This window comes from Cupriavidus sp. U2, from assembly GCF_009663685.2.
GTDB classification, from domain to species: domain Bacteria; phylum Pseudomonadota; class Gammaproteobacteria; order Burkholderiales; family Burkholderiaceae; genus Cupriavidus; species Cupriavidus necator_C.
In genome coordinates this window covers 330078-354091 of sequence record NZ_RCOG02000002.1, presented here as the reverse complement: position 1 = coordinate 354091, position 24014 = coordinate 330078, and the positions used below count along the sequence as shown (strand labels likewise).

Below are 24014 nucleotides of genomic sequence, written 5' to 3'. Positions count from 1 at the left end.
GACGGTTCTCCTGTAGGGCGGGCACGCCAGATGCGCTAGGCCATGTCGCGCAGGTCGAGCGTGAACGGGAATTCCAGGCTGCGGCGTGGCGGCGGCGCCACCGACCGCCCCGGCGTATGCCCGATCGCGAAAAACCGCGCCAGGCGCCGGCTTTCCGCCTCGTACGCATTGACCGGGAATGTCTGGTAATTACGGCCGCCCGGGTGCGAAACATGATACTGACAGCCGCCCAGGCTGCGGTCCATCCACGTATCCACCACGTCGAAGGTCAGCGGCGCGTGCGACGGGATGGTCGGATGCAGCGACGATGGCGGCGCCCAGGCGCGATAGCGCACCCCGGCCACGTACTCGCCGGCCCGCCCGGTAGGCTGCAGCGGAACGGTCTGGCCATTGACCGTCACCACATGCCGGTTGTCGTTCATGCCCAGCACCGTCACCTCGATGCGCTCCACCGACGAATCGACATAGCGCACGGTGCCACCGGCCGCCCCCTCCTCGCCCATCACATGCCATGGCTCCAGCGCGGTGCGCAGCGTCAGCGACAGCCCGGCCACGTCGATCTCGCCCACGCGCGGGAAGCGGAATTCGAAGTGCGGCGCGAACCAGCTGGACTCGAAGACAAAGCCGGCGGCGCGCATTTCGGCCAGCACATCGTCGAAATCCATCTCCACGAAGGTGCCGAGCATGAAGCGGTCGTGCAGCGCCGTGCCCCAGCGCGTGAGCCGCGCGGTGTACGGCGTGCGCCAGAAGCGTGCCACCATCGCCCGCAGCAGCAGTTGCTGCACCAGGCTCATGCGCGCGTGCGGCGGCATCTCGAACGCGCGCAGTTCCAGCAGGCCCAGCCGGCCGGTCGGCCCGTCGGGCGAGTAGAGCTTGTCGATGCAGAACTCCGAACGGTGCGTGTTGCCCGTCACGTCCACCAGCAGGTTGCGCAGGATGCGGTCGATCAGCCACGGCGGCACCTCGCCATTGCCGACCACCTGGCTCAGGTCAAGCTGGCGGCGCAGTTCGTCGAACGCGATATCGAGTTCGTAGACCTGGTCGTTGCGCGCCTCGTCCACGCGCGGCGCCTGGCTGGTGGGGCCGATGAACAGCCCCGAAAACAGGTACGACAGCGACGGATGGTTGTGCCAGTACGCGATCAGGCTGGCCAGCACGTCGGGCCGGCGCAGGAACGGGCTGTCGGCCGCCGTGGCGCCGCCCAGCACGAAGTGGTTGCCCCCGCCGGTGCCGGTGTGGCGCCCGTCGAGCATGAATTTCTCGGTGGACAGATGCGTCTCGTGCGCGGCCTGGTACAGGTAGTCGGTGTGGTCCACCAGTTCCGGCCAGTTCGCGGCGGGATGGATGTTGACCTCGATCACGCCCGGATCGGGCGTCACCTGCAGCAGCTTCAGGCGCGGGTCGCGCGGCGGCGGATAGCCTTCCATCACGATCCTGACGCCCAGTTCGGCGGCGGTGGCTTCCACCTCCGCCACCAGCGCCAGGTAATCCTCCAGCACGGTCAGTGGCGGCATGAAGACATAGAGGATGCCGCGCTTGTCATCCATCGACTGCGCTTCGACGGCGGGGCCGGCGGCGCGGCTCGGGTGGCGGACCTCCACGCAGACTGCCGTGCGGATGGTGTCGCTGGACGATTCTCCGCGCGCTGGCGCCGTGGCCTGCGTGGCGGATTTGCCACCCGGGCGTGGCTGGCCTCGCGCTTCGGCCCTGCGCGCGGCCATCGCCGCCGGGGTGTACGCGGCGGCCGGCGACTGCGCGCGCAGCGGCGCCGCGGCCGGCAGCGGCGCGCGCGGTGCGAACGGGTCCTGCTCGAATTGCCACGGGTAGTCGGCCTTCGACACCCACGGCAGCGAATCGAGCGGCAGCCGGTAGCCCATTGGCGAATCGCCGGGCAGCAGGTACATGCGTTCGTCGCGCACGAACCAGCGGCCGGTCAGCCAGCCGCCATGATCGTCGCGCGCCAGCGGCAGCACGTAGCCGGTGACGCTGGACAGCCCCGCGTCGAACACCCGCCGCAGCCGTGTGCGCTCCAGTTCGTCGTCGAGCTTCGCCTCGAACGGATCGACGTTGACGGGCAGCCGGCGCTCGCGCCACAGGTAGTACCAGACGTCCTCGTAGCCGGGCGTGATGGTGTCGGCTTCCAGGCCCAGCCGACGCGTCAGCGTTTCGAGGAATCGCCGCGCATCGGCCGATGTGTAGGCGTCGGGCTCGCGCTCGTCGGCAAACAGCGACGGGTCCTGCCAGCAAGGATGCCCATCGGCGCGCCAGCAGATCGACAGCGCCCAGCGCGGCAGCTGTTCGCCGGGATACCACTTGCCCTGCCCGAAATGCAGGAAGCCGCCCTCGCCGTAGCGCGAACGCAGCTTGTGCACCAGTTCGGTGGCCAGCCCGCGCTTGGTGGGGCCCAGCGCATCCGTGTTCCACTCGGCGCCGTCACGGTCGCGCGCGGCGACGAAGGTGGGCTCGCCGCCCATCGTCAGCCGTACGTCGAGCGCCTGCAACTGGCGGTCCACGGCCAGGCCGGCCGCGTCGATGGCCGTCCACTGCGCATCGGTATAGGGCTTGGTCACGCGCGGCGACTCGTAGATCCGCGAGATCGACATATGGTGCCCGAACGTCACCTCGCATTCGTCCACCGCGCCGCTGACCGGTGCCGCGCTGCTGGGCTCCGGCGTGCAGGCCAGCGGGATATGGCCCTCGCCGGCCAGCAGGCCCGATGTGGGATCGAGCCCGATCCAGCCCGCGCCCGGCAGGTAGACCTCGCACCAGGCGTGCAGGTCGGTGAAATCGGCCTCAGCCCCGACCGGGCCATCGACGGCCTTCACGTCGGGGGTCAGCTGCAGCAGGTAGCCGGACACGAAGCGCGCGGCCAGCCCCAGATGCCGCAACGTCTGCACAAGCAGCCAACCGGTGTCGCGGCAGGACCCCGACCCGTTTTCGAGCGTGGTCTCCGGCGACTGCACGCCCGGCTCCATGCGGATCAGGTAGCGGATCTCGCGCTGCAGCCGCTGGTTCAGGTCCACCAGGAAATCCAGCGTGGCACGCGGCGCGCGGTCGATGCTGTCGACAAAGGCGGCAAGGCGCGGCGTCAGCGGGTCTTTCGCCAGGTAGGGCGCCAGGTCGTGCGCCAGCCCGGCATCGTAGGCAAACGGAATCTTCTCGGCCGACGGCTCCAGGAAGAAATCGAACGGGTTGTAGACCGCCATCTCGGCGATCAGGTCCACCGTCACGCGGAATTCCGTGGTCGGCTCCGGAATCACCAGCCGGGCCAGATAGTTGGAAAACGGGTCCTGCTGCCAGTTGACGAAATGCTGCACCGGTTCGATGCGCAGCGAGTAGGACAGGATCGGCGTGCGGCAATGCGGTGCCGGGCGCAGGCGTACGACTTGCGGCGACAACTGCACCGGACGGTCATAGCGGTAGTGTGTGACATGACTCAGCGCGACGTGCGTGACCACTGGCGACCCCCGGGGTTGTGTGTAGCGTCAGGCCTAGCAAGACTTGTACCGCCTGCCCGTGCCTGCCTACGGGCGGCGGCCGGCAACCGCGCCGGCCTACATCTGGTTCTTCGCGCGCAGGCCCTCTTCCAGCAACGACCGCAGCTTGGCCAGCGCGCCGGGGTCGCCGTGGGCGGCTGCCCGGGCGTACCAGATCTTGGCCTGCTCGATATCCTTGTCCACGATGCCGGGGTAGCCGCGCTCGTAGTAGCTGCCGACGATGTACTGCGCCCCGCCGTCGCCGGCGGTGGCCGCCTTCGAGTACCAGGTGAACGCGCGGCCGTAGTCGAGCGGCACCCCGCGCCCCGTGAAGTAGTTGGTGGCCAGCGCCACCTGTGCCTGGATATGGCCGCCCTGCGCCGCCCGCTCATACCAGCGGTTGGCCTCCTCCAGCGACTTCGGCACCAGTTCGCCGCGCTCGTTCAGGTCCCCCAATGTGTACTGCGCATGTGTCATCTGGTTGTCGGCGGCGCGCCGCAGCCAGACCAGTGCTTCTTGCGGCCGGGCTGTCGTGCCTTCGCCACGCAGCAGCATCATCGCGTAGTTGAACTGGGCCAGCCGGTTGCCCTTCTGGGCAGCATCGGCAAAGCCCTTGATCGCCGCATCGAAATGGCCGGCTTCGTAGGCGGCCACCGCTTCGCGGGTCTGGGCCTGGGCCGGCGCGGGCGGTTCGGTGGCTGCGTTGGCGTGGAAGCCGGCGACTGCGGCGAGGACCAGCATGGCCAGACGGATCTTCGAGGTAACGGATGCGGGCATGGTGGAACTCCGAAGACCGATAGGACCGGCCCGCGAACGCGGGGCGCGACCAATTCAGTGTAGTTGGCGATTCATCGTTCCGTTTATTCTTGCGAGTGATTTATTCGTTCATGCGTATGCACAAACATTCTTCGTAGGAATAGCCAAGCGCCTGGCGCCCCACGGAGGGTGCGCCAGGGCGATGCCCGAACGCCGATCCAGAATCAGGCGCCTTCCAGTGCCGACACCCGCGTGGCCAGCGCCGCGATCTGACGGTTGATAGCGACCAGTTCCTGGCGGAGCTGGTCAAGATTCACGGCGTCGGTGCCTTCCGTGCCGGCTGCCACGTTGACGATCTGCCGGGTCCGGACGCCTGCGCGGCCGACCGATACGGACAGCGGACGGTCGCAAACCGATTCGTTGCCCAGCGCCACGCCGTAATCCACGTTGGCCTTCGCCTGGCTGCCCAGTGCGAGGCTGAAGATTGCCGTGGCGGTCGAGCTGGTTCCCAGGGCGACGGCCCCGGGCTGCGTGGCTTGCGAGTTCGCCCCGATTGCATCGGCAAACAGGGCGCTGGCGCTGGAATACGACCCGATCGCCACGGCCTGCGAACCACTGACATAGCTCTGATCGCCAATCGCGATGCCGCGCACGGCCGATACCACGGCCAGGCCCAGCGCGATGGAGTTGGCCGCCGACGCGCCGGCCTTCGTGCCGATGGCGATGGCGTCGCTGGCGCCGGCAACGCTGCCCACGCCGATGGCCACGCTGTAGGGCGCCGTGGCGTTGGCCAGTTGTCCCAAAGCCGTCGCGCTTTCGGCAACGGCGGCGGCCTTGATGCCCACGGCGGTGGTGTTTACCGCCGATGCAACGGTGGAACTGCCCAGTGCCGTGCTGTTGTCGACGGTGGCGGCACTGCGGGCGCCCAGCGCCGTCGACCACACTGCGGTGGCCGTGGCCTCACGGCCCACCGCCGCGCTGTAGCTCCTGCCGCTGTGGGCGCCCGTGCCGATGGCCAGCGTGTTGTGATCGCCATCCGCCAGGGCGGTATCGCCGATGGCAATCGAATCGCCCGCCGTGGCGGCAGCCGATTGCCCGATGGCAATCGCGTTGCCGCCGCTGGCGTTGGCGTCGGGCCCGGTGCTGTTGGCGCGGAAGTACTGAACGCCCGCGGCCAGTGCGGCAGCCTGCTGAGATACGTTTTGTGTCATTGCGTCGCTCCAGATATCGGATTCGGAAACGCCTTCCCGACAGCCGGCTGTGCGTGCCATGGCTGCCACGGATGGCGATCCAATCGTTTCAAACTGCGACGCGCGAGACCATGGAATCTGGTAGGCCAGGACGGTTCCATGGCGCGCCCCGGCTCCCTGTGGTCAGGGACGCGGCACGGCGCGGATGCGGCTACCCGGCAAACCGGTATCCGACCCCCACCTCGGTCAGCAGGTGCACGGGCTGTGCGGGGTCCAGCTCCAGCTTGTGGCGCAGGTGTCCCATGTAGACGCGCAGGTAGTGGCTGCTTTCCGAGTGAGCCGGGCCCCAGACTTCGCGCAGCAGTTCGCGATGGGTCATGACCTTGCCGCGGTGGGCGATCAGCACCGCCAGCAGCCGGTATTCGATGGGGGTCAGATGCACCTGCGCGTCGCCGCGCGTGACCAGCCGGTTGGCCATGTCCACGCGCACATCGCCGAACGTGATCTGCGGCGTGCCCTGCGGGTTCGTTCTGGCGTGGCGGCGCAGCAGCACGCGCACGCGCGCTACCAGTTCGCCCACGCCGAACGGCTTGGTCAGGTAGTCGTCGGCGCCGGCATCCAGCGCCGCGATCTTGTCGGCTTCGTCGGTGCGCGCGGACAGCACCAGCACCGGCACCTCGGTCCAGGTGCGCATTTCGCGGATCAGCGTCATGCCGTCGCCGTCGGGCAGGCCCAGGTCCAGGATCACGATGTCCGGCTGGCGCGTGCCAGCATCGATCAGCCCGCGCTTGAGCGTGTCGGCCTCGTGCACGGTGCAGCCCTCTGCCTGCAGCGATTCGCGCACGAAGCGGCGGATATGGGGTTCGTCCTCGACCAGCAGGACGGTCGGCGAATAATCGAATGGCATCTCAGTGCGGGTCAGGAACGATGGCGTCGAGCGGCTCGGGCTCGACGGCAGGAGGATTGCCGCGCGGCAGCGCCAGCGTGAAGCGGGCGCCGGGGCCGGCCGACTCCACCCAGATGCGTCCGCCGTGGGCCTGCATGATGGCGTCGCACACGGCCAGCCCAAGGCCCACGCCGGCGGTGGCCGATTCGCGCTGGCCACGCGTGAACTTCTCGAAGATGTGGCGCTCCTGGCCCGGCGCCACGCCGTGGCCTTCGTCCTCGACGATCAGGCGCACTTCGTCGTCCAGCAACTCGCCACGGATGCGCACGACCGTGCCGGGCTCGGTGTACTTGGCCGCGTTCTCCAGCAGGTTGCACAGCACGCGTTCCATCAGCACGCCGTCGCACTCCACCAGCGGCAGCGCGGACAGGTCGGCCACCTGCACGCGATGCGCCTTCAGTGCCTCGCGCATCGACGCCAGCGCCGCGCCCACCAGTTCCTCCAGCGATTGCCAGCCGCGCTGCAGTGCCACGTCGTGCTGCTGCAGACGGGCCATGTCGAGCAGGTTGACCACCATGGTGCGCATGCGCAGCGCCTGGCCGCGCATGGCGTCCACGGTCTCGGCCACGTCGCCGGCCAGCGGCGGTGTGGCGCGCTGCAGCGTCTCGGCCATGCCGATCAGCCCGGTCAGCGGCGTACGCAGGTCGTGCGACACGGCAGCCAGCAGCGAACTGCGCAGCCGCTCCGATTCGATCGACACCAGCGCGCGCTGCGCCACTTCCACGTAGTGCAGCCGCTCGATGCCGATGGCGATCAGCGTGGCAAAGACATCGGCCTGGCGCCGCAACCCGGGTTCGGCCAGCGCGTGCCAGGCGCGCGGCTCCACGGCCAGGACGCCGCGCGTCTGCATCGGCGCCTTGAGCGGCAGGTACAGCACCGTGCTGCCCGGCAGCGTATGGGTGCCGGTGCCGGCCGGCTGGCCGTGGTCGAATACCCACTGCGCCAGCACCGTGTCGATGGCCTCGCCCTTGTCGGTCTTGTCACCGGCCTCGCCCGGGGGGCCGCCTGCCATCGGCAGCAGCCGCCCCTGTTCGGACACCAGAAAGAACGTCACATGGGCCTCGAACGCGGCGCGCATGAAGCGGCTGCCGATCTCGACCACCTGATCGGTGGTCAGCGCGGCCGACAGCTCGCGGGCCAGTTCGTACAGCGTGCGCGCGTCGGTTTCGCGCCGCACGGCCACCTGCGCCTGCTCGCGCAGGCCGGCGGTCAACTGACCGATGACCAGCCCCACCGTCAGCAGCACGAAGAACGTCAGCAGGTACTGCACGTCGCTGACGGCGAACGACATCCGGGGTGGCACGAAGAAGAAATCGAACGCGGCCACCGCCAGCACCGATGCCAGCGCCGCCGGCCCCCGGCCATGGCGCAAGGCCACGCCGACCACGCCCGCCAGGAACAGCATCGCAATGTTGACGAGGTCGAACCACGGGCGCGCCAGCATCGACAGCACCGTGGCACCGGCGCACCACACCACGGCGAACGCGTAGTCGCGCCGGCGCGTGCGCGCCAGTTCGGCTGCCGCCTGCGCATCGGCCTCGGGGTGGGCCTCTGCGATCCGCGGCGCGCGCGGACGCAGGTCGGCACGCGTGGTGTCGGCGGCCACGCGGATCACGTCGATCTCGGGGCAGCCGGCCGCCAGCGCATCGGCAAATGTCTGCCGGCCGATCAGCCGGTTGCCGGCCCCGAGCACCGGCGACAGCGCGCGCGCCAGCCACATGCGCGCCCGATCGATCAGGCTGCCCTCGGCGTGCCAGTCGTTGCGGGCACGCCCCACCAGCACCTTGGTCAGGTTGTGGCGGCGCACGTAGCCGGCCACCGCCTTGACCATGTCGTGCCCGGCCAGGGTCTCGGCGCGGGCGCCCAGTTCCTCGGCCAGCTGCATGGCCGCCCGCACGCGCACGCGCACGCGGACCGGGTCGGCCAGCGGCATCAGCCGTGGCGTGGCGATGGTGACCACGTGCCAGTCGCAATCGAGCTGGCTGGCCAGGCGCCGCGCGCTGCGCACCACCTGTTCGGCATCGTCGCCGGTGCCAATGCATGCCAGCACGGCCTCGCGGGTGCGCCAGACCGGCTGGATCGCCTCGGCATGGCGGTAGGCGCGCACGTCGTCATCGACGCGGTCGGCGGTACGGCGCAGCGCCAGTTCGCGCAGCGCGATCAGATTGCCCTTGCGGAAGAAATGCCGGGCCGCGTGGCGCGCCTGCTCGGGCAGGTACACCTTGCCTTCGCGCAGCCGGCGCAGCAGTTCGTCGGCGGGCAGGTCCACCAGCACCACCTCATCGGCGCCATCGAACACGGCGTCGGGCACGGTTTCCCAGACGCGCACGCCGGTGATGCCGCCCACAGCCTGGTTCAGGCTGTCCAGGTGCTGGACGTTGACCGTGGTCCAGACGTCGATACCGGCGGCCTGCAGCTCCTGGATGTCCTGCCAGCGTTTGGGGTGGCGGCTGCCCGCCGCGTTCGAGTGCGCGAGTTCGTCGACGAGCACCAGCGCCGGGCGCCGGGCCAGCGCGCCATCGAGATCGAATTCCTGCAGCACGCGATCCCGATAGGGCACATCGCGCAGCGGCAGGCGCTCCAGGCCGTTCACCAGCGATTCTGTTTCGGCGCGGCCGTGGGTTTCGACCACGCCGATCGCCACGTCCACGCCCTGTTCGCGCAAGGCGCGCGCGGCGGTCAGCATGGCGAAGGTCTTGCCCACGCCGGCCGATGCACCAAAGTAGACCCGCAGCTTGCCGCGCGCGGCGCGCACGCTCTCCGCCTGCATGGTTTGCAGCAGGGCGTCGGGGTCCGGGCGGGCGGCGTCAGTCATCGTGTGTGGATTGTGCCACGCAGGCATTCGCGGTGTGTGCATGCGCCGACCCTCTCCCCCAGCCCCTCTCCCGCGCGCGGGAGAGGGGAGCAAACCACCAGCATCCGATATACCCCTGGTGTTCTCCCCTCTCCCGCCTGCGGGAGAGGGGCGGGGGAGAGGGCAAGCGCATCGACCACCACGACATCTATTTCAGCCCATCCAGTGCAAGATTCAACTTGAGCACGTTCACCGCCGGCTCCCCGAGCACCGCCATGCCCGGGCCCTCGGTGTTCGCCGCGATCAGCGCCTTGACGTTCGCCTCCGGCAGGCCGCGCAGGCGCGCCACGCGCCCCGCCTGGTATTGCGCCGCGGCCGGGCTGATGTGTGGATCGAGGCCGCTGCCGGAGGCCGTCACCAGATCCACCGGGATCGCTGCCTTGTTGTCCGGGTCGGCGGCGTGCAGCGCATCGATACGCGCTTTCGCCGCATCGGTCAGCGCCGGGTTGGTCGGCCCCAGGTTCGAGCCCACCGACGCCGCGCCGTTGTACGGCATCGGCGCCGTGGCCGACAGGCGGCCCCAGAAGTATTTCGGGTCCGAGAACGGCTGGCCGATCAGTTCGGAGCCGACCGTCCTGCCGTTCTGCACGATCAGCGACCCGGCGGCCTGGTGCGGAAACACCGCGCGCGCGATGCCGGTGACCACGCCCGGATAGAGCAGCCCGGTGACGATCGACAGGCCGACGAACACGGTCAGCGCCGGGCGCAGCAGGCCGGTCTGGCGCGCCGGCTCGGCCGGCAGGTTGATTTGGGCTTGTGAAGGCATTGCAGTTCTCCGTACTCAGATCCAGCCGAACATCGTCAGGAACATGTCGATCAGCTTGATGCCGGCAAACGGCACCAGGATGCCGCCCAGCCCGTAGATCAGCAGGTTGCGGCGCAGCAGGATGGCAGCGCCCAGCGGGCGGTACACCACGCCACGCAGCGCCAGCGGAATCAGCGCCACGATGATCAGCGCGTTGAAGATCACGGCCGACATGATGGCCGACGCCGGCGTGGACAGGTGCATCACGTTCAGCAGGTTCAGCTGCGGATACGTGGTGGCAAACGCGGCCGGGATGATCGCGAAATACTTGGCCACGTCGTTGGCCACGCTGAAGGTGGTCAGCGACCCGCGCGTCATCAGCATCTGCTTGCCGATCTCGACGATCTCGATCAGCTTGGTCGGGTTGCTGTCCAGGTCGACCATGTTGCCGGCCTCGCGCGCGGCCTGCGTGCCGCTGTTCATGGCCACCGCCACGTCGGCCTGCGCCAGCGCGGGGGCGTCGTTGGTGCCGTCGCCGGTCATCGCCACCAGGCGGCCCTGCCCCTGGTATTCGCGGATCAGCGCGAGCTTGGCCTCGGGCGTGGCCTCGGCCAGGAAGTCGTCGACGCCGGCCTCGGCCGCGATCGATGCCGCCGTCAGGCGGTTGTCGCCGGTGATCATCACGGTGCGGATGCCCATCTTGCGCAGTTCGCCGAACCGCTCGCGGATGCCGGTCTTGACGATGTCCTTGAGTTCGACCACGCCCAGCACGCGCACACTGTCCTCGGTGCCCTCGGAGACGGCCTCGGCCACCACCAGCGGCGTGCTGCCGGCGCGCGCCACATCGTCCACGGCCTGCATGACGGCGTCGGGGAACTTGCCGGCGCGCTCGGTCACGTAGCGGCGCACCGCATCGGCCGCACCCTTGCGCACGCTGCGCACGACGTTGCCTTGCGCCACATCGACGCCGCTCATGCGCGTCTGCGCGGTGAACGGCACGAAGACCGGGGCGGCCAGTCCGCGCGCGCCCATCTCCGGCGCGGCCACGCCGGGCTGCTGGCGTGCCAGCGCGACGATGCTGCGGCCCTCGGGCGTTTCATCGGCCAGCGACGACAGCCAGGCGGACTCGGCCAGCTGGCGCTCGTTCACGCCCGGGGCGCAGAGGAAGCGCGCGGCCTGGCGATTGCCGTGGGTGATCGTGCCGGTCTTGTCCAGCAGCAGCACATCGACGTCCCCGGCGGCCTCCACCGCACGGCCCGACGTGGCAATCACGTTCGCTTCCATCATGCGGCTCATGCCGGCCACGCCGATGGCCGACAACAGGCCGCCGATCGTGGTCGGGATCAGGCACACGAGCAGCGCCACCAGCACCGTCACCGATACCGGCACGCCGGCCTGGGTCACCAGCACCGCATAGAGCGAGTACGGCTGCAGCGTGGCCGTGGCCAGCAGCAGCACCAGCGTCAGGCCCACCAGCAGGATCGTCAGCGCCAGCTCGTTCGGCGTCTTCTGGCGCTTGGCGCCTTCGACCATGCTGATCATGCGGTCGATGAAGCTTTCGCCCGGATTGGTCGTGATGCGGACCACGATCCAGTCGGACAGCACGCGTGTGCCGCCGGTCACCGACGAGAAGTCGCCGCCCGATTCGCGGATCACGGGTGCCGATTCTCCCGTGATGGCGCTTTCATCGACGGAGGCCACGCCTTCGATGACCTCGCCGTCGCCGGGGATCATCTCGCCGGCTTCGACCAGCACGATGTCGCCGCGACGCAGGTCGGTGGCGATCACCGGCTCGGTGGCGCCGGCGGCGCGCGCGTCGCCACGGCCCGGGCGCACCACGCGGGCCATGGTGGTGGTCTTGAGCCCCCGCAGCGCGGCGGCCTGCTGCTTGCTGCGGCCTTCGGCCAGGGCTTCGGCAAAGTTGGCGAACAGCACCGTGAACCACAGCCACACGGCAACGGCCAGGATGAAGCCCGCGGACTCCGTGCCCTGCGCGTGGCCGAGCCACGCACGCAGGAACAGGATCGTCGTCAGGATGCTGCCCGCGTAGACCACGAACATCACGGGGTTGCGCAACTGCGCGCGCGGCGTGAGCTTGCGCAGCGCATCGATCATGGCCGGCTTGACCAGTTCGGGCGAGAACATGCCGCGCGCGGGGCGGGGGTGATGCGGCATGCCGCCGCCGGCCGCCGTGGCCGTCGTATTGGCTGCCGTGCCGGCGGGACGTGACGGCGCGGCCGGGGTGTTACGCGTCGCCGGGGATTGTTGTTGCATGAGAATCTCCGCGAATTACTTGGCGGCCGCCGCTACGGCGGCGGGCTGCAATTGCTCTGCGACCGGGCCCAGCGCCAGCGCGGGCACGTAGGTCAATGCGCCAACCAGCAGGACCGAACCCACCAGCAGCACCACGAACAGCGGGCCGTGCGTGGGCATCGTGCCGGACGTGGCCGGCGTGCGGCGCTTGGCGGCCAGCGAGCCGGCCATGGCCAGCACCGGGACGATGATCCAGAAGCGGCCGAACCACATCGCCGCGGCCAGCAGCACGTTGTAGAACGGCGTGTTGGCGGACAGCCCGGCAAAGGCACTGCCGTTGTTGTTGGCCGCCGACGACAGCGCGTACAGGATCTCCGAGAAGCCGTGCGTGCCGGGGTTGAATACCCCTGCGCGGCCCGGCTCCGCCATCACCGCGATGGCCGTGCCGACCAGCACCAGCAGCGGCGTCACCAGGATGGCCACGGCGGTCATCTTCATCTCGTAGGCCTCGATTTTCTTGCCCAGGTATTCGGGCGTGCGGCCGATCATCAGGCCCGCGATAAAGACCGCCAGCACCGCGTACACCAGCATGCCGTACAGGCCCGAGCCCACGCCGCCGAAGACCACCTCGCCCAGCTGCATCAGCAGCATCGGCACCAGCCCGCCGATGGCCGTGAACGAGTCGTGCATGGCGTTCACCGCGCCGCACGACGCGGCCGTGGTGATCGTCGCGAACAGCGCGCTGGCCGAAATGCCGAAGCGCACTTCCTTGCCTTCCATGTTGCCGCCGGCCTGCAGCGCCGATGCCACATGGTCAACCGGCAACGCCGACAGCGCGGCGTTGACCTGCTGCTCGGACGCCATCGCGGCCAGCGCCATCACCACGAAGATCGCCGTCATCGACGCGATCACGGCCACGCCCTGGCGGCGGTCCCTGACCATCTCGCCAAACGTGAAGCACAGCGCGGCCGGAATCAGGAAGATCGCCAGCATCTCGATCAGGTTGGACAGCGGCGTCGGGTTCTCGAACGGATGGGCCGAGTTGGCGTTGAAGAAGCCGCCACCGTTGGTGCCCAGCATCTTGATCGCTTCCTGCGACGCCACCGGACCCATCGCCAGCGTCTGCGTGGCGGTCTTCCTGTCCTCGGTCACGGGCTTGCCATCGCGGTCCAGCACCGGCTGCCCGGCCGCATCGACCACCGGTTGCGTGTATTCCACGGCCGACACCAGCGACACATCCTTGTAGCGGTCGAAGTTCTGGATCACGCCCTGTCCCACCAGTGCCACGGCCATGACGATCGACAGCGGCAGCAGCACATACAGCGTGCTGCGCACCAGATCGACCCAGAAGTTGCCGATGGTCTGGGCGCTATGGCGTGCAAAGCCGCGAATCAGCGCGAACACCACCGCGATGCCGGTGGCCGCCGAAACGAAGTTCTGCACCGTCAGCGCCAGCATCTGCGTCAGGTAGCTCATGGTGGACTCGCCGGCATAGCCCTGCCAGTTGGTGTTGGCCACGAAGCTGATGGCGGTGTTGAACGACGAATCGGGCGACACCGCGCCAAACCCCTGCGGGTTCAGCGGCAGCATGCCTTGCAGGCGCTGGATGGCGTACACGGCCATCACGCCGATCACGTTGAACACGATCACGGCGACGGCGTACTGCTTCCAGCCCATTTCGGCATCGGCGCGCACGCCGGCCAGGCGGTACAGCACGCGTTCGAGCGGACGGCCCCATGCCGTCAGCCCATAGTTGCCCTCTTCGACGGCGCGGCGCATGTAGCGGCCCAGGAACGGGCCCACCACGAACAGCACGGCAAGGAACAGGGCGAGCAGCCCCAGAAACTGGGAGAAGGTTGACGTGGGCATCAGAATTTCTCCGGCCGGAACAGTGCAACGAGCAGGTAAATGAAGATCGCGACGGCCAGGCCGCCGCTGAGCAGGTCGGTCCAGTCCATCAGAGCCTCCGGTCGGTTGCCGAATGCCTGGTCTGGGCGGGATGCGCGCCGGTGTCGTCGGAGCCAGCACGGCCAGCGGGCAGGTTGGCGCCCAGCGCGGCGCACAGGGCCAGCAGCGCGCCCGTCAACGCGCCGAAGGCCAGCAATACGAGGAAATAGATCCCGTCCATGATGTGTGTGCAGGCGGGTCGCCTGCAGAGTGATTCACGGATAGGAGGTTAGGGATCGGGGGGTAAAAACGGGGTAGAGAGCGGGAGAGGGGGTGTAAACGAAATATAAAAACGCGAAATATAAAAATGGGCGGCGCCGTGCCGCCCGGACGCGATGTTGCCCCTGCTGCCGGGCGGGAGCCGGGAGAAAACAGCCGCGTCAGATCCAGCCGGCCCGGTGCAGCTTGCGCCAGAGCAGTCCGCAGGCCGTGACGGTGAAGCCGAGCACCACCGGATAAGCGTAGTGCCACTTCAGCTCGGGCATGTCGCTGAAGTTCATGCCGTACAGCGAGAACACCACCGTCGGCACGGCCAGGATGGCGCCCCAGCCGGCCAGCCGCTTGACCACCTCGTTCTGCGTCACCGTCACGAGCGCCAGGTTGACCTGAACGGCCGTGGTCAGCATCTCGCGCACCACGTCCAGCGAGCGGACGATGCGGCTGCAGTGGTCCTCGATATCGCGGAAATACGCGCGCAGTTCCTTGGGCACCAGGTCTTCATGCAGCCGGATCAACTGGCCGCAGATGTCCTCCACCGGGTACACGGCATTGCGCAGCCGCAGCACCTGGTGCTTGACGTGGTACAGCCGCTCGATGGCCGCGCGGTCGAATTCGTCGCGGAAGATGCCCTGCTCCAGCTGTTCGAAGGTGTCTTCCAGCCGCGTGACGATGGGCAGGTAGTGGTCGACCACGAAGTCCATCAGCGCGTACAGCACGTAGCCCGGGCCATTGGCCAGCCCCTGCGGGTCTTCCTCGCAGCGTTGCCGCACGGGCGCGTAGGTGGAACTGGCCCCGTGGCGCACCGACACCACGTAATTGGGGCCGACAAACAGGTGGGTCTCGCCCACCACCACGTCCTCGCCGGCCAGCTGCGCGGTGTTGAGCACCACGAACACCGAATCGCCGTAGGTTTCGAGCTTGGGCCGCTGATGGGCGTCCAGCGCGTCTTCCACGGCCAGGTCATGCAGCCCGAAGGCCTGCTGCACCCGGCGCAGCAGCGTCAGGTCGGGCTCGTGCAGGCCCAGCCAGACGAACGTGCCCGGTTCCGCCAGCACCTGGCCGATATCGGCGAAGTCCACCTTGCCAAGCTTCTTGCCATTGCGATACGCCGCACAGTTGACGATGGCGCCCATGGCTCCTCCGCGATCAAGATGCGCAATCGTAACAAGGGCGGCAGAACCGTGCGATAGGCGTTGCGCTGACATCAGGGTGTACCCGAAGCCGGGCCATCCCGGTACCCATACCGCCCCGCCCGCCACATGCGGGCGCCCTTGCGGGGGGCATATGGTCCGCATGGTTCACCCCCTGCGGGCCGACCAAGATTTGTTACAGTTCCCGAGAAATCCGACGTTAGAATGTCCCATTTCCACGGTCACCCGGCTATGTCCCAGAAGAAATCGCCACGCTTCGAGCTGCGCAGTGGCAATGTCGACGCCCTCCTTCTCGCCCTGCAGACCGCGGACATCGACGCGCTGCGGGATGACCTTCTCTCCCGCTTCGAATCGACCCCCGATTTCTTCTCCGACGACGTGGTGGCGCTGGACCTGCGCCGCCTGGACGGCGACAGCGCACTGGCGCTGGACCGCGTGATCGACACCCTTTCCACCCTGAAGGCGCGCGCCATCGGCGTGGTGGCGCGCCCCGACCAGCGCGGCTGGGCGGGCGGCTTCGGGCTGCCGCTGCTGGACAGCCAGAGCCGGCGCGGCGGCCGGGACGACGCGGCCCGGGACAGGCCGGACGCCGAAAAGGGGACCGAAAAGGGGGCCGAAACGGCTTCCGGACAGGGTGCCGCCGATGACGCGTCCGCCAGCGCCAACCCGGCCGGTAACGGTGTGCAGGGCGCCGAAGCGGGCGCGGCCAACGGCAGCGCATCGGAAATCGCCGAAATCATGGCCGCCGCCAACGCCGCGGCCGCCACGCCGCGCGCCATCCCCACGCTGCTGATCGACAAGCCGCTGCGCTCGGGCCAGCAGGTGTACGCGCAGGGCGACGTGGTGATCCTGGACCTGGTCAGCTACGGCGCCGAGGTCATCGCCGAAGGCAACATCCATATCTACGCCCCGCTGCGCGGCCGTGCGCTGGCGGGCGTCAAGGGCAACCCGGACGCGCGCATCTTCTGCACGTGCCTGGAGCCCGAACTGATTTCCATCGCCGGCATCTACCGGACCGCCGAGCAGACGCTCCCGGCCGACGTGCTCGGCAAGTCGGCCCAGGTGCGCCTGGCCGACGAGAAGCTGATTCTTGAACCGCTGCGGATGAAATGACGCCGCCGCGCCCATCACGACGAACCACTTTCATACCGGACCAAGAGCCATGGCAAAAATCATCGTAGTGACCTCCGGCAAGGGAGGCGTCGGCAAGACCACCACCAGCGCGAGCTTCGCCGCCGGCCTGGCCCTGCGTGGCCACAAGACTGCCGTGATCGATTTCGACGTCGGCCTGCGCAACCTCGACCTGATCATGGGGTGCGAGCGCCGCGTGGTGTATGACCTGATCAACGTGGTGCAGGGCGAAGCCAACCTGCACCAGGCGCTGATCAAGGACAAGAAGTGCGAGAACCTGTTCATCCTGCCGGCGTCGCAGACGCGCGACAAGGAGGCGCTGACGCGCGAGGGCGTGGAAAAGGTCATCAACGACCTGAAGGCCATGGATTTCGAATTCATCGTCTGCGATTCGCCGGCCGGCATCGAGACCGGCGCGCTGATGGCCATGTACTTTGCCGACGAGGCGCTGATCGTGACCAACCCCGAAGTCTCGTCGGTACGTGACTCGGACCGCATTCTCGGCATCCTGGCCTCGAAGACCAAGCGCGCCAGCGAAGGCGAGACCATCAAGGAACACCTGCTGATCACGCGCTACAACCCCAAGCGCGTGCATGGCGGCGAGATGCTGTCGCTGACCGATATCCAGGAAATCCTGCGCATCAAGTTGATCGGCGTGGTACCGGAATCGGAAGCCGTGCTGCATGCTTCGAACCAGGGTACGCCGGCCATCCATCTGGAAGGCACCGATGTGGCCGACGCCTATGGCGACGTGGTGGACCGCTTCCTGGGCAAGGACAAGCCGCTGCGTTTCACTGACTACCAGAAGCCGGGGCTGCTCTCGCGCATCTTCGGCAACAAGTAAAAGGAGGGCTCATCCATATGTCGATCCTGTCCTTCCTGCTCGGGGAGAAGAAGAAGTCCGCGTCGGTCGCCAAAGAGCGGCTGCAGATCATTCTCGCCCACGAACGGACCGGCCATTCGGCGCCGGCCGACTACCTGCCGGCCCTGCAGCGCGAGCTGGTGGCCGTCATCTCGAAGTACGTGAAGATCAGCGACCAGGATCTGCGCGTCAGCCTTGAGCGCCAGGACAACCTGGAAGTGCTCGAGGTCAAGATCGAGATTCCGCAGGCCTGACCCGCCGCGGCGCCAGCAACGTCGGCGCCGCGGCCATGGCCATCCGCACCGAGGGATAACCCTTCCCCACATTCGTTGGGGATATTGCAGCGCAACAACCGCCCGGCGCGGCGGTTGTACGGCGCGCTGCCGCCCGCCTCCTTTCCCGCTCCCCCCCTGACCTGCACCGCCATGGCGCATGGTGCCATGCACCAATTCGCGGGCCTTCCGACATTGTGTAGCGGCAAACCAACGGATTTGCACCAAATGTCTTCCCGGAACACGCCTGCGCTTCGGATTTATGTCCGAAACAGCCGCCTTTTGTTAAATTTTCGCGGCGTTTAGTGCAAACGTTATCCACAAAGACGGACGCGCCGTGATCCGGGGCGATCCGACCACAAGACAGAAAAGGAGCACCATGAAGAAATCGCTACTGGCCCTCGCCGTTGGTTCGCTGTGCGCAGGCAGCGCCTTCGCGCAATCGTCGGTCACGCTGTACGGCATCATCGACAACAGCGTTCACTACACCACCAATGCCGATGCCCAGAACCACGGCCAACTGGCCCTGGACAATGGCGCGATCACGCAAAGCCGTTGGGGCATCAAGGGCTCGGAAGCCCTGGGCAACAACCTGAAGGCGATCTTCCAGCTGGAAAACGGCTTCAACGGCGACAACGGCACGATGAGCTCGTCGGGCCAGATCTTCAACCGTCAAGCCTATGTTGGCCTGGCCGGCGACTTCGGCTCGGTCAAGCTGGGCCGCCAGTACACCGAAGGGTTTAACTTCTTCGGCGACTACGATCCGCTGACCATCGGTAACTACGGTGGCAACTCGTGGATGTACTACAGCCTGACGCAGCTGCGCCGTAACAACGTGATCAGCTACAGCGGCTCGTTCAGCGGCCTGGACGTCGGCCTGAGCTACGGCTTCGGCGAAACCCCGGGCAGCTTCACGAAGGCCAGCGGTTCGGGCGCAGGCACGAACTCGCCGTACTTCGGCGCACGTGTGGCCTACAACTGGGGTCCCCTGGGCGTGGGCGGTGTGTACCAGGAAATCCGTGACGCCAACGGCAACAAGCAGCAAATGTGGGGCGCTGCCGGTAAGTACACGTACGGTCCGGCCAAGTTCTTCCTGGGCTACATCGGCGGCAAGGACAAGACCGGCGTGATCGACAACACGCTGAACAACGCCCTGGTCGTGTCGACCACCCGCTGGAACAACCCGACCGGCGCCCAGCTGGCTGGCCTGGCTCCGGCCAACCCGCGCAAGGACACGTTGGGCTACGTCGGTGTGACGTACAACGTCACGCCGGCCCTGGCCCTGACCGGCGCCTTCTACGGCGACTACGTCGAGAACAAGAACGGCGTCAACGACAACAACGGTCGTCGCTACACCGCCGCGTTCATCGCCGAGTACTCGCTGTCGAAGCGCACCCAGGTCTACGGCGCCGCCGACTGGAACAAGGTCTCGGGCGCAACCGAAACCGAACTGCCGGGTCGTGGCAACCAGACCAGCTTCGGCGCTGGCATCCGCCACATTTTCTGATCGTTCACTCGATCGGCTGTTCTGGGAAAGGCACCTTCGGGTGCCTTTTTTTTCGTCCGGCCCCGGCCAGTGCCGCCTGAGCGGCCGTGTCGCGGGCGGCCCCGTCGTCCAGCAGTTCCAGCCGGTAGCCGTAGGTGTAGACCGGCACCACGCGCACCCCGTTTTCGTCCCACAGCCCGAGCTTGTTGCGCACGCGCGAGATATGCGTGTCGATGGTGCGCGACATCGGCGAGAACTCGCGTCCCCACACCGCCGTCACCATGTGGTCGCGCGGCACCACGCGATTGGCATGGCGGAACATCAGCAGCGCCAGTTCGAATTCCTTCGGCGTGAGCGGCACCACCGCGCCGTCACGCGTGGCCCGGTGCGTCACGATGTCGAAGGCGTAGCGGCCCCAGCTCAGGCCGTCGTCGTCGCGCTGGCGCGTATCGGGATAGACCCGTCGCAGCAGCGCCTGGATGCGCGCGGACAGTTCCACCGGCCGGATCGGCTTGACCATGTAGTCGTCGGCGCCGGCGTCCAGCGCCACCGCGATATCGGCCTCGGCCTGGCGCCGGGCCACGAACATCACCGGCAGGCGCGGGTCCAGGTGCGTGCGCACCCAGTGCAGCACCTCCAGGCCGGATACCTGCGGCACGTCCCAGTCCAGCAGCAGCAGGTCGAATGTGACCTTGCGCAGGGTCAGCAACATGCGGCGGCCGTCGGTAAAGGTCACGCATTCATGGCCGGCGCCGTTCACGATGGCGCGGATCATCGCCGCCTGGGCGCTGTCGTTCTCCAGGGAAGCCACCCTCAGTCCTGTCTTCGTCATGCGTCGTCGCGCGCCCCGCTTCGGGGCCCCGTGAATAAGTCCGACGACCATTAGATGCGGAGTTGCGCACAAACCCTATAAGACGATGCTCATTTTTGTGTCCGCCACAAATGTTTACTTCGTCCTCGGCGGGCCGCGACCTACCATGGGCCGCATTGAATGACTGGCAAGGACCTGCAAGGAACCCAACGTGAAGATCGCCGCGCTTGAAGATAATCCGGCTCGCATCATGGTGCTGGAGCGCGCCCTGCAACGGGGCGGGCACCATCTGGCACGCTTTCGCTGCGGGCCGCCCCTGGTGGACGCCATCCACGCCGAGCCCTTCGACATGCTGCTGCTGGACCGCGACGTGGCCGACGCCGATGCCGAGGAATTGCTCGACTGGGTCCGGCGCACGCTCGGACATGCCCTGCCCGTGATGATGTTCGGTGCCAGCGACGCCGAATCGGATGTGGCGCGTTGCCTGATGGCCGGCGCCGATGCCTATGTGCCGCAGCCGGTGCGCGACGGCGAACTGCTCGCGCGCATCGAGGCCCTGGGCCGGCGCGCCGCCACGCAGCCCGTGCGGCCGGCCACCGCGCCGGCCGGGGTGCTGGACGACGGCCCCGACCAGCTGGTCTGCGGGGAATTCCGCTTCGCGGTGGCCGAGCGCCAGGTCTGGGTGAAAGGCATGCCGGTGACGCTGTCGCCCACGGAATATGCGCTGGCGCTGCTGCTGTTCCGCAATCTCGGCACGCTGGTGACGCGCCGGACGATGATCGACAAGGTCTGGCGCGGTGCCGACATGGAAGAACAGTCGCGCACCATCGACAGCCATCTGTCGCGCATCCGGAACAAGCTGGCGCTATGGCCGTTCAACGGCGTGATGCTGCGCACGGTCTACCGGCTGGGCAGCCGGCTCGACGTGGCTTGAAGAAAGTACGATGAGGGCGCCATGGGGGCGATCCGGGCGAAAGCCCTGCCCCCGGTCCCTCGTTTCGCTCAGTCCGCCTTGATGCCCGCTTCCTTGACGATGCGGGCGTTTTCCTGCGATTCGGCGTGAATGGCCTTGGCAAACTGCGCCGCCGAGCCGCCGGTAGGCACTTCGCCGCCGCGCAGCAGGCGGTCTCGCACCTCGGGCTCGGCCAGCGCCTTGTTCAGTTCGGCGTTGAGCTTGTCGATGATGGCCGCCGGCGTCTTGCCCGGCGCGAAGATGCCGAACGTCGAGGTCAGGTTGGCCTTCGGATAGCCGAGTTCGTCGAAGGTCGGCACGTTGGGCAGGCTGTCGAGCCGCCTGGGCGCGCCCACGGCGATGGCCCGCAGGCGGCCAGCCTGCATATGCTGCGTCAGCATCGGGCTGGCGTTGGTGCTCATCACCTCGAACTGGCCGCCCAGCGCATCGTTCATCTGCTGGCCCGCGCCCTTGTAGGGGATCAGCGTGATGTCGGCCCGGGACTTCGCGCGCACCTGTTCCAGCATCACGTGGCCCACAGTGCCCAGGCCCGACGTGGCCCAGCGCACCGAGCCCGGCCTGGCCTTGGACTGGGCGATCAGGTCCGGGAACGCCTTGCCGGTGAAGCTGGGCGTGGCGATCACCAGCACGGGCGAGTACATCACGCTCATGACCGGCGCCACATCGCGCTGGGGGTCATAGTTGACGTGTCCCACGTGCGGATTGAGCGTCAGCGGGCTGGTCGAGGCGAAACCGAGCGTGTAACCATCGGGCGCGGCCTTGGCCACGGCGTCGATGCCGATGCTGCCGCCGGCGCCGGCCTTGTTTTCCACCACCACCGACGTGCCCATCTGGACCGACAGCTTTTCGCCCAGCGCGCGCGCCACGGCGTCGCTGATGCCGCCGGTGGGATAGGCCACGATCATGCGTATCGGCCGGCTCGGGTAGTTGTCGGCGGCAAGGGCGGGGGCAGCGGCGGCGGCCATCAGCGTGACGGCGAGGCAGGCGGCGCGCAGCGGCAGGAGACGGAAAACGGCCATGGTCGGGCTTGGAAGCGGGAAATACGTGGGGATGGGCGCGTATGCGGCGCGCGGAGACATCGTCTGGGTACCGGGTGGCGCGCGTCGGCGGCGTCCGGCCAGCCGCTATCTTAGCTGATCGGCTTTGCCACTCCGGCCGTGCGGGCGGCTATCGCACCAGCGGGTGTCGGGACGGCTATCGCACCAGCGGGTGCTCGGGCACCCACGAGACGAAAAGTTCGTTGGCGCGGTCGTAGAGCCGCCAGCCCGTCCCGCACTCGCGGCAGGTGAACGACATCATGCTAAAGGGCACGCCAGCCGCACTCTGGCTGACCAGCGGCGCCGTGTTGCGCAGCGCCAGGCACGGATGCGGCTCGCGGCGGCGCGGATCGTCGGCAAGGGCAAGGCAGTGGGCGCAGGCGGGACGGGCAGACATGGCGGGTAATGCGGAGGGCTGGGGCACGGCGGACTTCATGACCCAGATGATGCCGCAAAACCGATGCCAGGGTACTGGACCCGTGCGCGTTGCGCGCGCAACATGTGGGCTTCACACCACCAGGAAGAAAGAGGAGTCGCTTCGTGTCAGTCCCCCGCCCCGTGTTTCGTCATCGTCCTGTCACCCTGCCGTCGGTCGCCCTGGCCGCGGCGCTGTTTGCCGGCACCGCCGCAGCCGCGCCGGTCGAACCTGTCTACCGGCTTGCCCAGCAGGAAAAGCCCGCGCTCATTGGCACCATGAAGGACCTGGTGTCGATCGAATCCGGCAGCAAGGACATCGAAGGCCTGGACCGCATTGCCAACCTGATCCGCGACCGGCTGGCCGCCATGGGGGGCGACGCCCGGCTGGTGGCGCCGACCGAGGTCTACCGCATGGAGGACACGCCAGAGACAGTGGGCAAGATGGTGCATGCCACATTCCAGGGCACGGGCAAGCGCAAGATCATGCTGATCGCGCACATGGACACCGTGTACCTGCGCGGCATGCTGGCACAGCAGCCGTTCCGCGTGGAAGGCGACAAGGCCTACGGGCTAGGCATCGCCGATGACAAGAATGGCGTGGCCGTGATCCTGCACACCGTGGCGATCCTGCAGAAGATGAACTTCAAGGACTACGGCACCCTGACCGTGCTGATCAACGGCGACGAGGAAATCAGCTCGCCGGGCGCCCGCGCGATGCTGACGAAGCTCGGTTCGGAGCAGGACGCCGTGTTCTCGTGCGAGGCGACGCGCGTGACCGGCGACCGCCTGTCGCTGGCCACGAGCGGCATCGGCGCTATTGCGCTCAAGGTGGACGGCAAGTCGTCGCACGCGGGCAGTTCGCCGGAACTGGGCCGCAATGCGCTGTACGAGATGTCGCACCAGATCCTGCAGATGCGCGACTTGTCGAATCCCGATACCGGGCTCAAGGTCAACTGGACACTGTCGCAGGCCGGCACCAATCGCAACGTGATTCCCGCCGTGGCCACGGCCCAGGCCGATGTGCGCGTGCTGCGCACCGCCGACTATGACGGCCTGGAGAAGACGTTGCAGGAGCGGACCAGGAAGACGCTGATTCCCGACACCAAGGTCGAGGTCAAGTTCGAGCGCCGCCGTCCGCCGCTGGAAGTCACGCCGGCCGCGCGCGCCCTGGCCGCCCATGCCCAGGGCATCTATGCGGAAATCGGTGAAAAGCTGGCCGTCTACGACACGGCCGAAGGCGGCGGCACCGATGCCGCATTCGCCGCGGCAGCCACCAAGGCCCCGGTCATCGAGCGTTTCGGCCTGCGCGGGTTCGGCGCCCATTCGAACGATGCCGAGTATGTGGACCTGAACTCGGTCACGCCGCGCCTGTACCTGCTGACGCGCATGATCATGGATGTGTCGCAGGACAAGGCTGGGAAGTAAATAACTCCCCTTGGTTTTGCTCCGCTCTCCCGCTCGCGGGAGAGCGGAGAAAACCGGCGGGTG

The 24014-nt window shown here is 67.8% G+C and carries 20 protein-coding genes; 6 read left to right on the top strand and 14 right to left on the bottom strand.

Annotated features, from left to right (window positions below; translation table 11 throughout):
• Positions 1–35: 35 nt before the first annotated feature.
• The 11 genes from D9X30_RS03130 to D9X30_RS03080 all read right to left on the bottom strand — a co-directional run bounded on the left by D9X30_RS03130 (position 36) and on the right by D9X30_RS03080 (position 15519).
• A complete protein-coding gene (locus D9X30_RS03130) occupies positions 36–3458 on the bottom strand; it encodes a transglutaminase family protein (protein ID WP_249640868.1) in 3423 nt (1140 codons plus the stop codon).
• Between the two features lie 96 nt (positions 3459–3554).
• Complete coding sequence (locus D9X30_RS03125) at positions 3555–4217, bottom strand: tetratricopeptide repeat protein (RefSeq protein WP_228770807.1); 663 nt, start codon at positions 4215–4217, stop codon at positions 3555–3557.
• Between the two features lie 239 nt (positions 4218–4456).
• Positions 4457–5443: a YadA family autotransporter adhesin gene (locus D9X30_RS03120; protein WP_194946455.1), complete on the bottom strand. Its 987-nt coding sequence runs from the start codon at positions 5441–5443 to the stop codon at positions 4457–4459.
• A gap of 190 nt (positions 5444–5633) precedes the next feature.
• A complete protein-coding gene (gene kdpE, locus D9X30_RS03115) occupies positions 5634–6329 on the bottom strand; it encodes a two-component system response regulator KdpE (RefSeq protein WP_153946191.1) in 696 nt (231 codons plus the stop codon).
• Between the two features lies 1 nt (position 6330).
• Positions 6331–9183 (bottom strand): DUF4118 domain-containing protein, encoded by a 2853-nt coding sequence (locus D9X30_RS03110; RefSeq protein WP_502799599.1) that lies wholly within the window; start codon positions 9181–9183, stop codon positions 6331–6333.
• Positions 9184–9370: 187 nt separating this feature from the next.
• Positions 9371–9988, bottom strand: coding sequence for a potassium-transporting ATPase subunit KdpC (kdpC, locus tag D9X30_RS03105; RefSeq protein WP_153946193.1), 618 nt, complete (start codon positions 9986–9988; stop codon positions 9371–9373).
• A 15-nt stretch (positions 9989–10003) separates the two neighbouring features.
• Complete coding sequence (gene kdpB, locus D9X30_RS03100) at positions 10004–12241, bottom strand: potassium-transporting ATPase subunit KdpB (RefSeq protein WP_153946194.1); 2238 nt, start codon at positions 12239–12241, stop codon at positions 10004–10006.
• A 15-nt stretch (positions 12242–12256) separates the two neighbouring features.
• A complete protein-coding gene (gene kdpA / locus D9X30_RS03095; protein WP_153946195.1) occupies positions 12257–14089 on the bottom strand; it encodes a potassium-transporting ATPase subunit KdpA in 1833 nt (610 codons plus the stop codon).
• Positions 14089–14178: a K(+)-transporting ATPase subunit F gene (gene kdpF, locus D9X30_RS03090; RefSeq protein ID WP_092600435.1), complete on the bottom strand. Its 90-nt coding sequence runs from the start codon at positions 14176–14178 to the stop codon at positions 14089–14091. Before kdpF ends, kdpA begins: the two co-directional genes overlap by 1 nt.
• Positions 14178–14348 carry a hypothetical protein gene (locus D9X30_RS03085; RefSeq protein ID WP_194946456.1) on the bottom strand — a complete coding sequence of 57 codons (171 nt, stop codon included), beginning with the start codon at positions 14346–14348 and terminating at the stop codon, positions 14178–14180. The genes kdpF and D9X30_RS03085 overlap by 1 nt, the downstream gene beginning before the upstream one ends.
• A 199-nt stretch (positions 14349–14547) precedes the next feature.
• On the bottom strand, positions 14548–15519 hold the full coding sequence (locus D9X30_RS03080) for a magnesium and cobalt transport protein CorA (RefSeq protein ID WP_153946196.1): 972 nt from the start codon (positions 15517–15519) through the stop codon (positions 14548–14550).
• A 249-nt stretch (positions 15520–15768) separates the two neighbouring features.
• On the opposite strand from D9X30_RS03080, the gene minC reads away from it, so the two are divergent.
• From minC to D9X30_RS03060, 4 genes are all read left to right on the top strand, one after another.
• On the top strand, positions 15769–16650 hold the full coding sequence (minC, locus tag D9X30_RS03075; RefSeq protein ID WP_153946197.1) for a septum site-determining protein MinC: 882 nt from the start codon (positions 15769–15771) through the stop codon (positions 16648–16650).
• Between the two features lie 49 nt (positions 16651–16699).
• The gene (gene minD / locus D9X30_RS03070) at positions 16700–17512 is read left to right on the top strand and encodes a septum site-determining protein MinD (RefSeq protein ID WP_101679758.1); all 813 of its coding nucleotides are present in this window, start codon (positions 16700–16702) and stop codon (positions 17510–17512) included.
• Between the two features lie 17 nt (positions 17513–17529).
• Positions 17530–17784, top strand: coding sequence for a cell division topological specificity factor MinE (gene minE, locus D9X30_RS03065; RefSeq protein ID WP_061959726.1), 255 nt, complete (start codon positions 17530–17532; stop codon positions 17782–17784).
• 397 nt (positions 17785–18181) lie between these two features.
• On the top strand, positions 18182–19309 hold the full coding sequence (locus D9X30_RS03060; protein WP_153946198.1) for a porin: 1128 nt from the start codon (positions 18182–18184) through the stop codon (positions 19307–19309).
• A gap of 4 nt (positions 19310–19313) precedes the next feature.
• Here the strand turns inward: D9X30_RS03060 and D9X30_RS03055 are convergent, their stop codons facing one another.
• A complete protein-coding gene (locus tag D9X30_RS03055; protein WP_153946199.1) occupies positions 19314–20120 on the bottom strand; it encodes a response regulator transcription factor in 807 nt (268 codons plus the stop codon).
• A 190-nt stretch (positions 20121–20310) separates the two neighbouring features.
• Between D9X30_RS03055 and D9X30_RS03050 the strand changes: the two genes are divergently transcribed.
• Positions 20311–21033, top strand: coding sequence for a response regulator transcription factor (locus tag D9X30_RS03050; protein WP_249640867.1), 723 nt, complete (start codon positions 20311–20313; stop codon positions 21031–21033).
• Between the two features lie 68 nt (positions 21034–21101).
• Here D9X30_RS03050 and D9X30_RS03045 read toward each other — a convergent pair whose 3' ends face one another.
• Complete coding sequence (locus D9X30_RS03045; protein WP_153946200.1) at positions 21102–22091, bottom strand: Bug family tripartite tricarboxylate transporter substrate binding protein; 990 nt, start codon at positions 22089–22091, stop codon at positions 21102–21104.
• Between the two features lie 175 nt (positions 22092–22266).
• Positions 22267–22545, bottom strand: coding sequence for a hypothetical protein (locus D9X30_RS03040; protein WP_153946201.1), 279 nt, complete (start codon positions 22543–22545; stop codon positions 22267–22269).
• 104 nt (positions 22546–22649) lie between these two features.
• Between D9X30_RS03040 and D9X30_RS03035 the strand changes: the two genes are divergently transcribed.
• Positions 22650–23951 (top strand): M20/M25/M40 family metallo-hydrolase, encoded by a 1302-nt coding sequence (locus tag D9X30_RS03035; protein WP_502799598.1) that lies wholly within the window; start codon positions 22650–22652, stop codon positions 23949–23951.
• Positions 23952–24014 lie beyond the last annotated feature (63 nt).

Bases quoted from the DNA above. Each gene is read 5' to 3' on its own strand.
- minD (WP_101679758.1), top strand. From the start codon at position 16,700: ATGGCAAAAATCATCGTAGTGACCTCCGGCAAGGGAGGCGTCGGCAAG.
- D9X30_RS03040 (WP_153946201.1), bottom strand. From the start codon at position 22,545: ATGAAGTCCGCCGTGCCCCAGCCCTCCGCATTACCCGCCATGTCTGCC.
- kdpB (WP_153946194.1), bottom strand. From the start codon at position 12,241: ATGCAACAACAATCCCCGGCGACGCGTAACACCCCGGCCGCGCCGTCA.
- kdpC (WP_153946193.1), bottom strand. From the start codon at position 9,988: ATGCCTTCACAAGCCCAAATCAACCTGCCGGCCGAGCCGGCGCGCCAG.
- minE (WP_061959726.1), top strand. From the start codon at position 17,530: ATGTCGATCCTGTCCTTCCTGCTCGGGGAGAAGAAGAAGTCCGCGTCG.
- D9X30_RS03080 (WP_153946196.1), bottom strand. From the start codon at position 15,519: ATGGGCGCCATCGTCAACTGTGCGGCGTATCGCAATGGCAAGAAGCTT.
- D9X30_RS03110 (WP_502799599.1), bottom strand. From the start codon at position 9,183: ATGACTGACGCCGCCCGCCCGGACCCCGACGCCCTGCTGCAAACCATG.
- D9X30_RS03055 (WP_153946199.1), bottom strand. From the start codon at position 20,120: ATGACGAAGACAGGACTGAGGGTGGCTTCCCTGGAGAACGACAGCGCC.
- kdpE (WP_153946191.1), bottom strand. From the start codon at position 6,329: ATGCCATTCGATTATTCGCCGACCGTCCTGCTGGTCGAGGACGAACCC.
- D9X30_RS03125 (WP_228770807.1), bottom strand. From the start codon at position 4,217: ATGCTGGTCCTCGCCGCAGTCGCCGGCTTCCACGCCAACGCAGCCACC.
- kdpF (WP_092600435.1), bottom strand. From the start codon at position 14,178: ATGGACTGGACCGACCTGCTCAGCGGCGGCCTGGCCGTCGCGATCTTC.
- D9X30_RS03085 (WP_194946456.1), bottom strand. From the start codon at position 14,348: ATGGACGGGATCTATTTCCTCGTATTGCTGGCCTTCGGCGCGTTGACG.
- D9X30_RS03120 (WP_194946455.1), bottom strand. From the start codon at position 5,443: ATGACACAAAACGTATCTCAGCAGGCTGCCGCACTGGCCGCGGGCGTT.
- D9X30_RS03045 (WP_153946200.1), bottom strand. From the start codon at position 22,091: ATGGCCGTTTTCCGTCTCCTGCCGCTGCGCGCCGCCTGCCTCGCCGTC.
- minC (WP_153946197.1), top strand. From the start codon at position 15,769: ATGTCCCAGAAGAAATCGCCACGCTTCGAGCTGCGCAGTGGCAATGTC.
- kdpA (WP_153946195.1), bottom strand. From the start codon at position 14,089: ATGCCCACGTCAACCTTCTCCCAGTTTCTGGGGCTGCTCGCCCTGTTC.
- D9X30_RS03060 (WP_153946198.1), top strand. From the start codon at position 18,182: ATGAAGAAATCGCTACTGGCCCTCGCCGTTGGTTCGCTGTGCGCAGGC.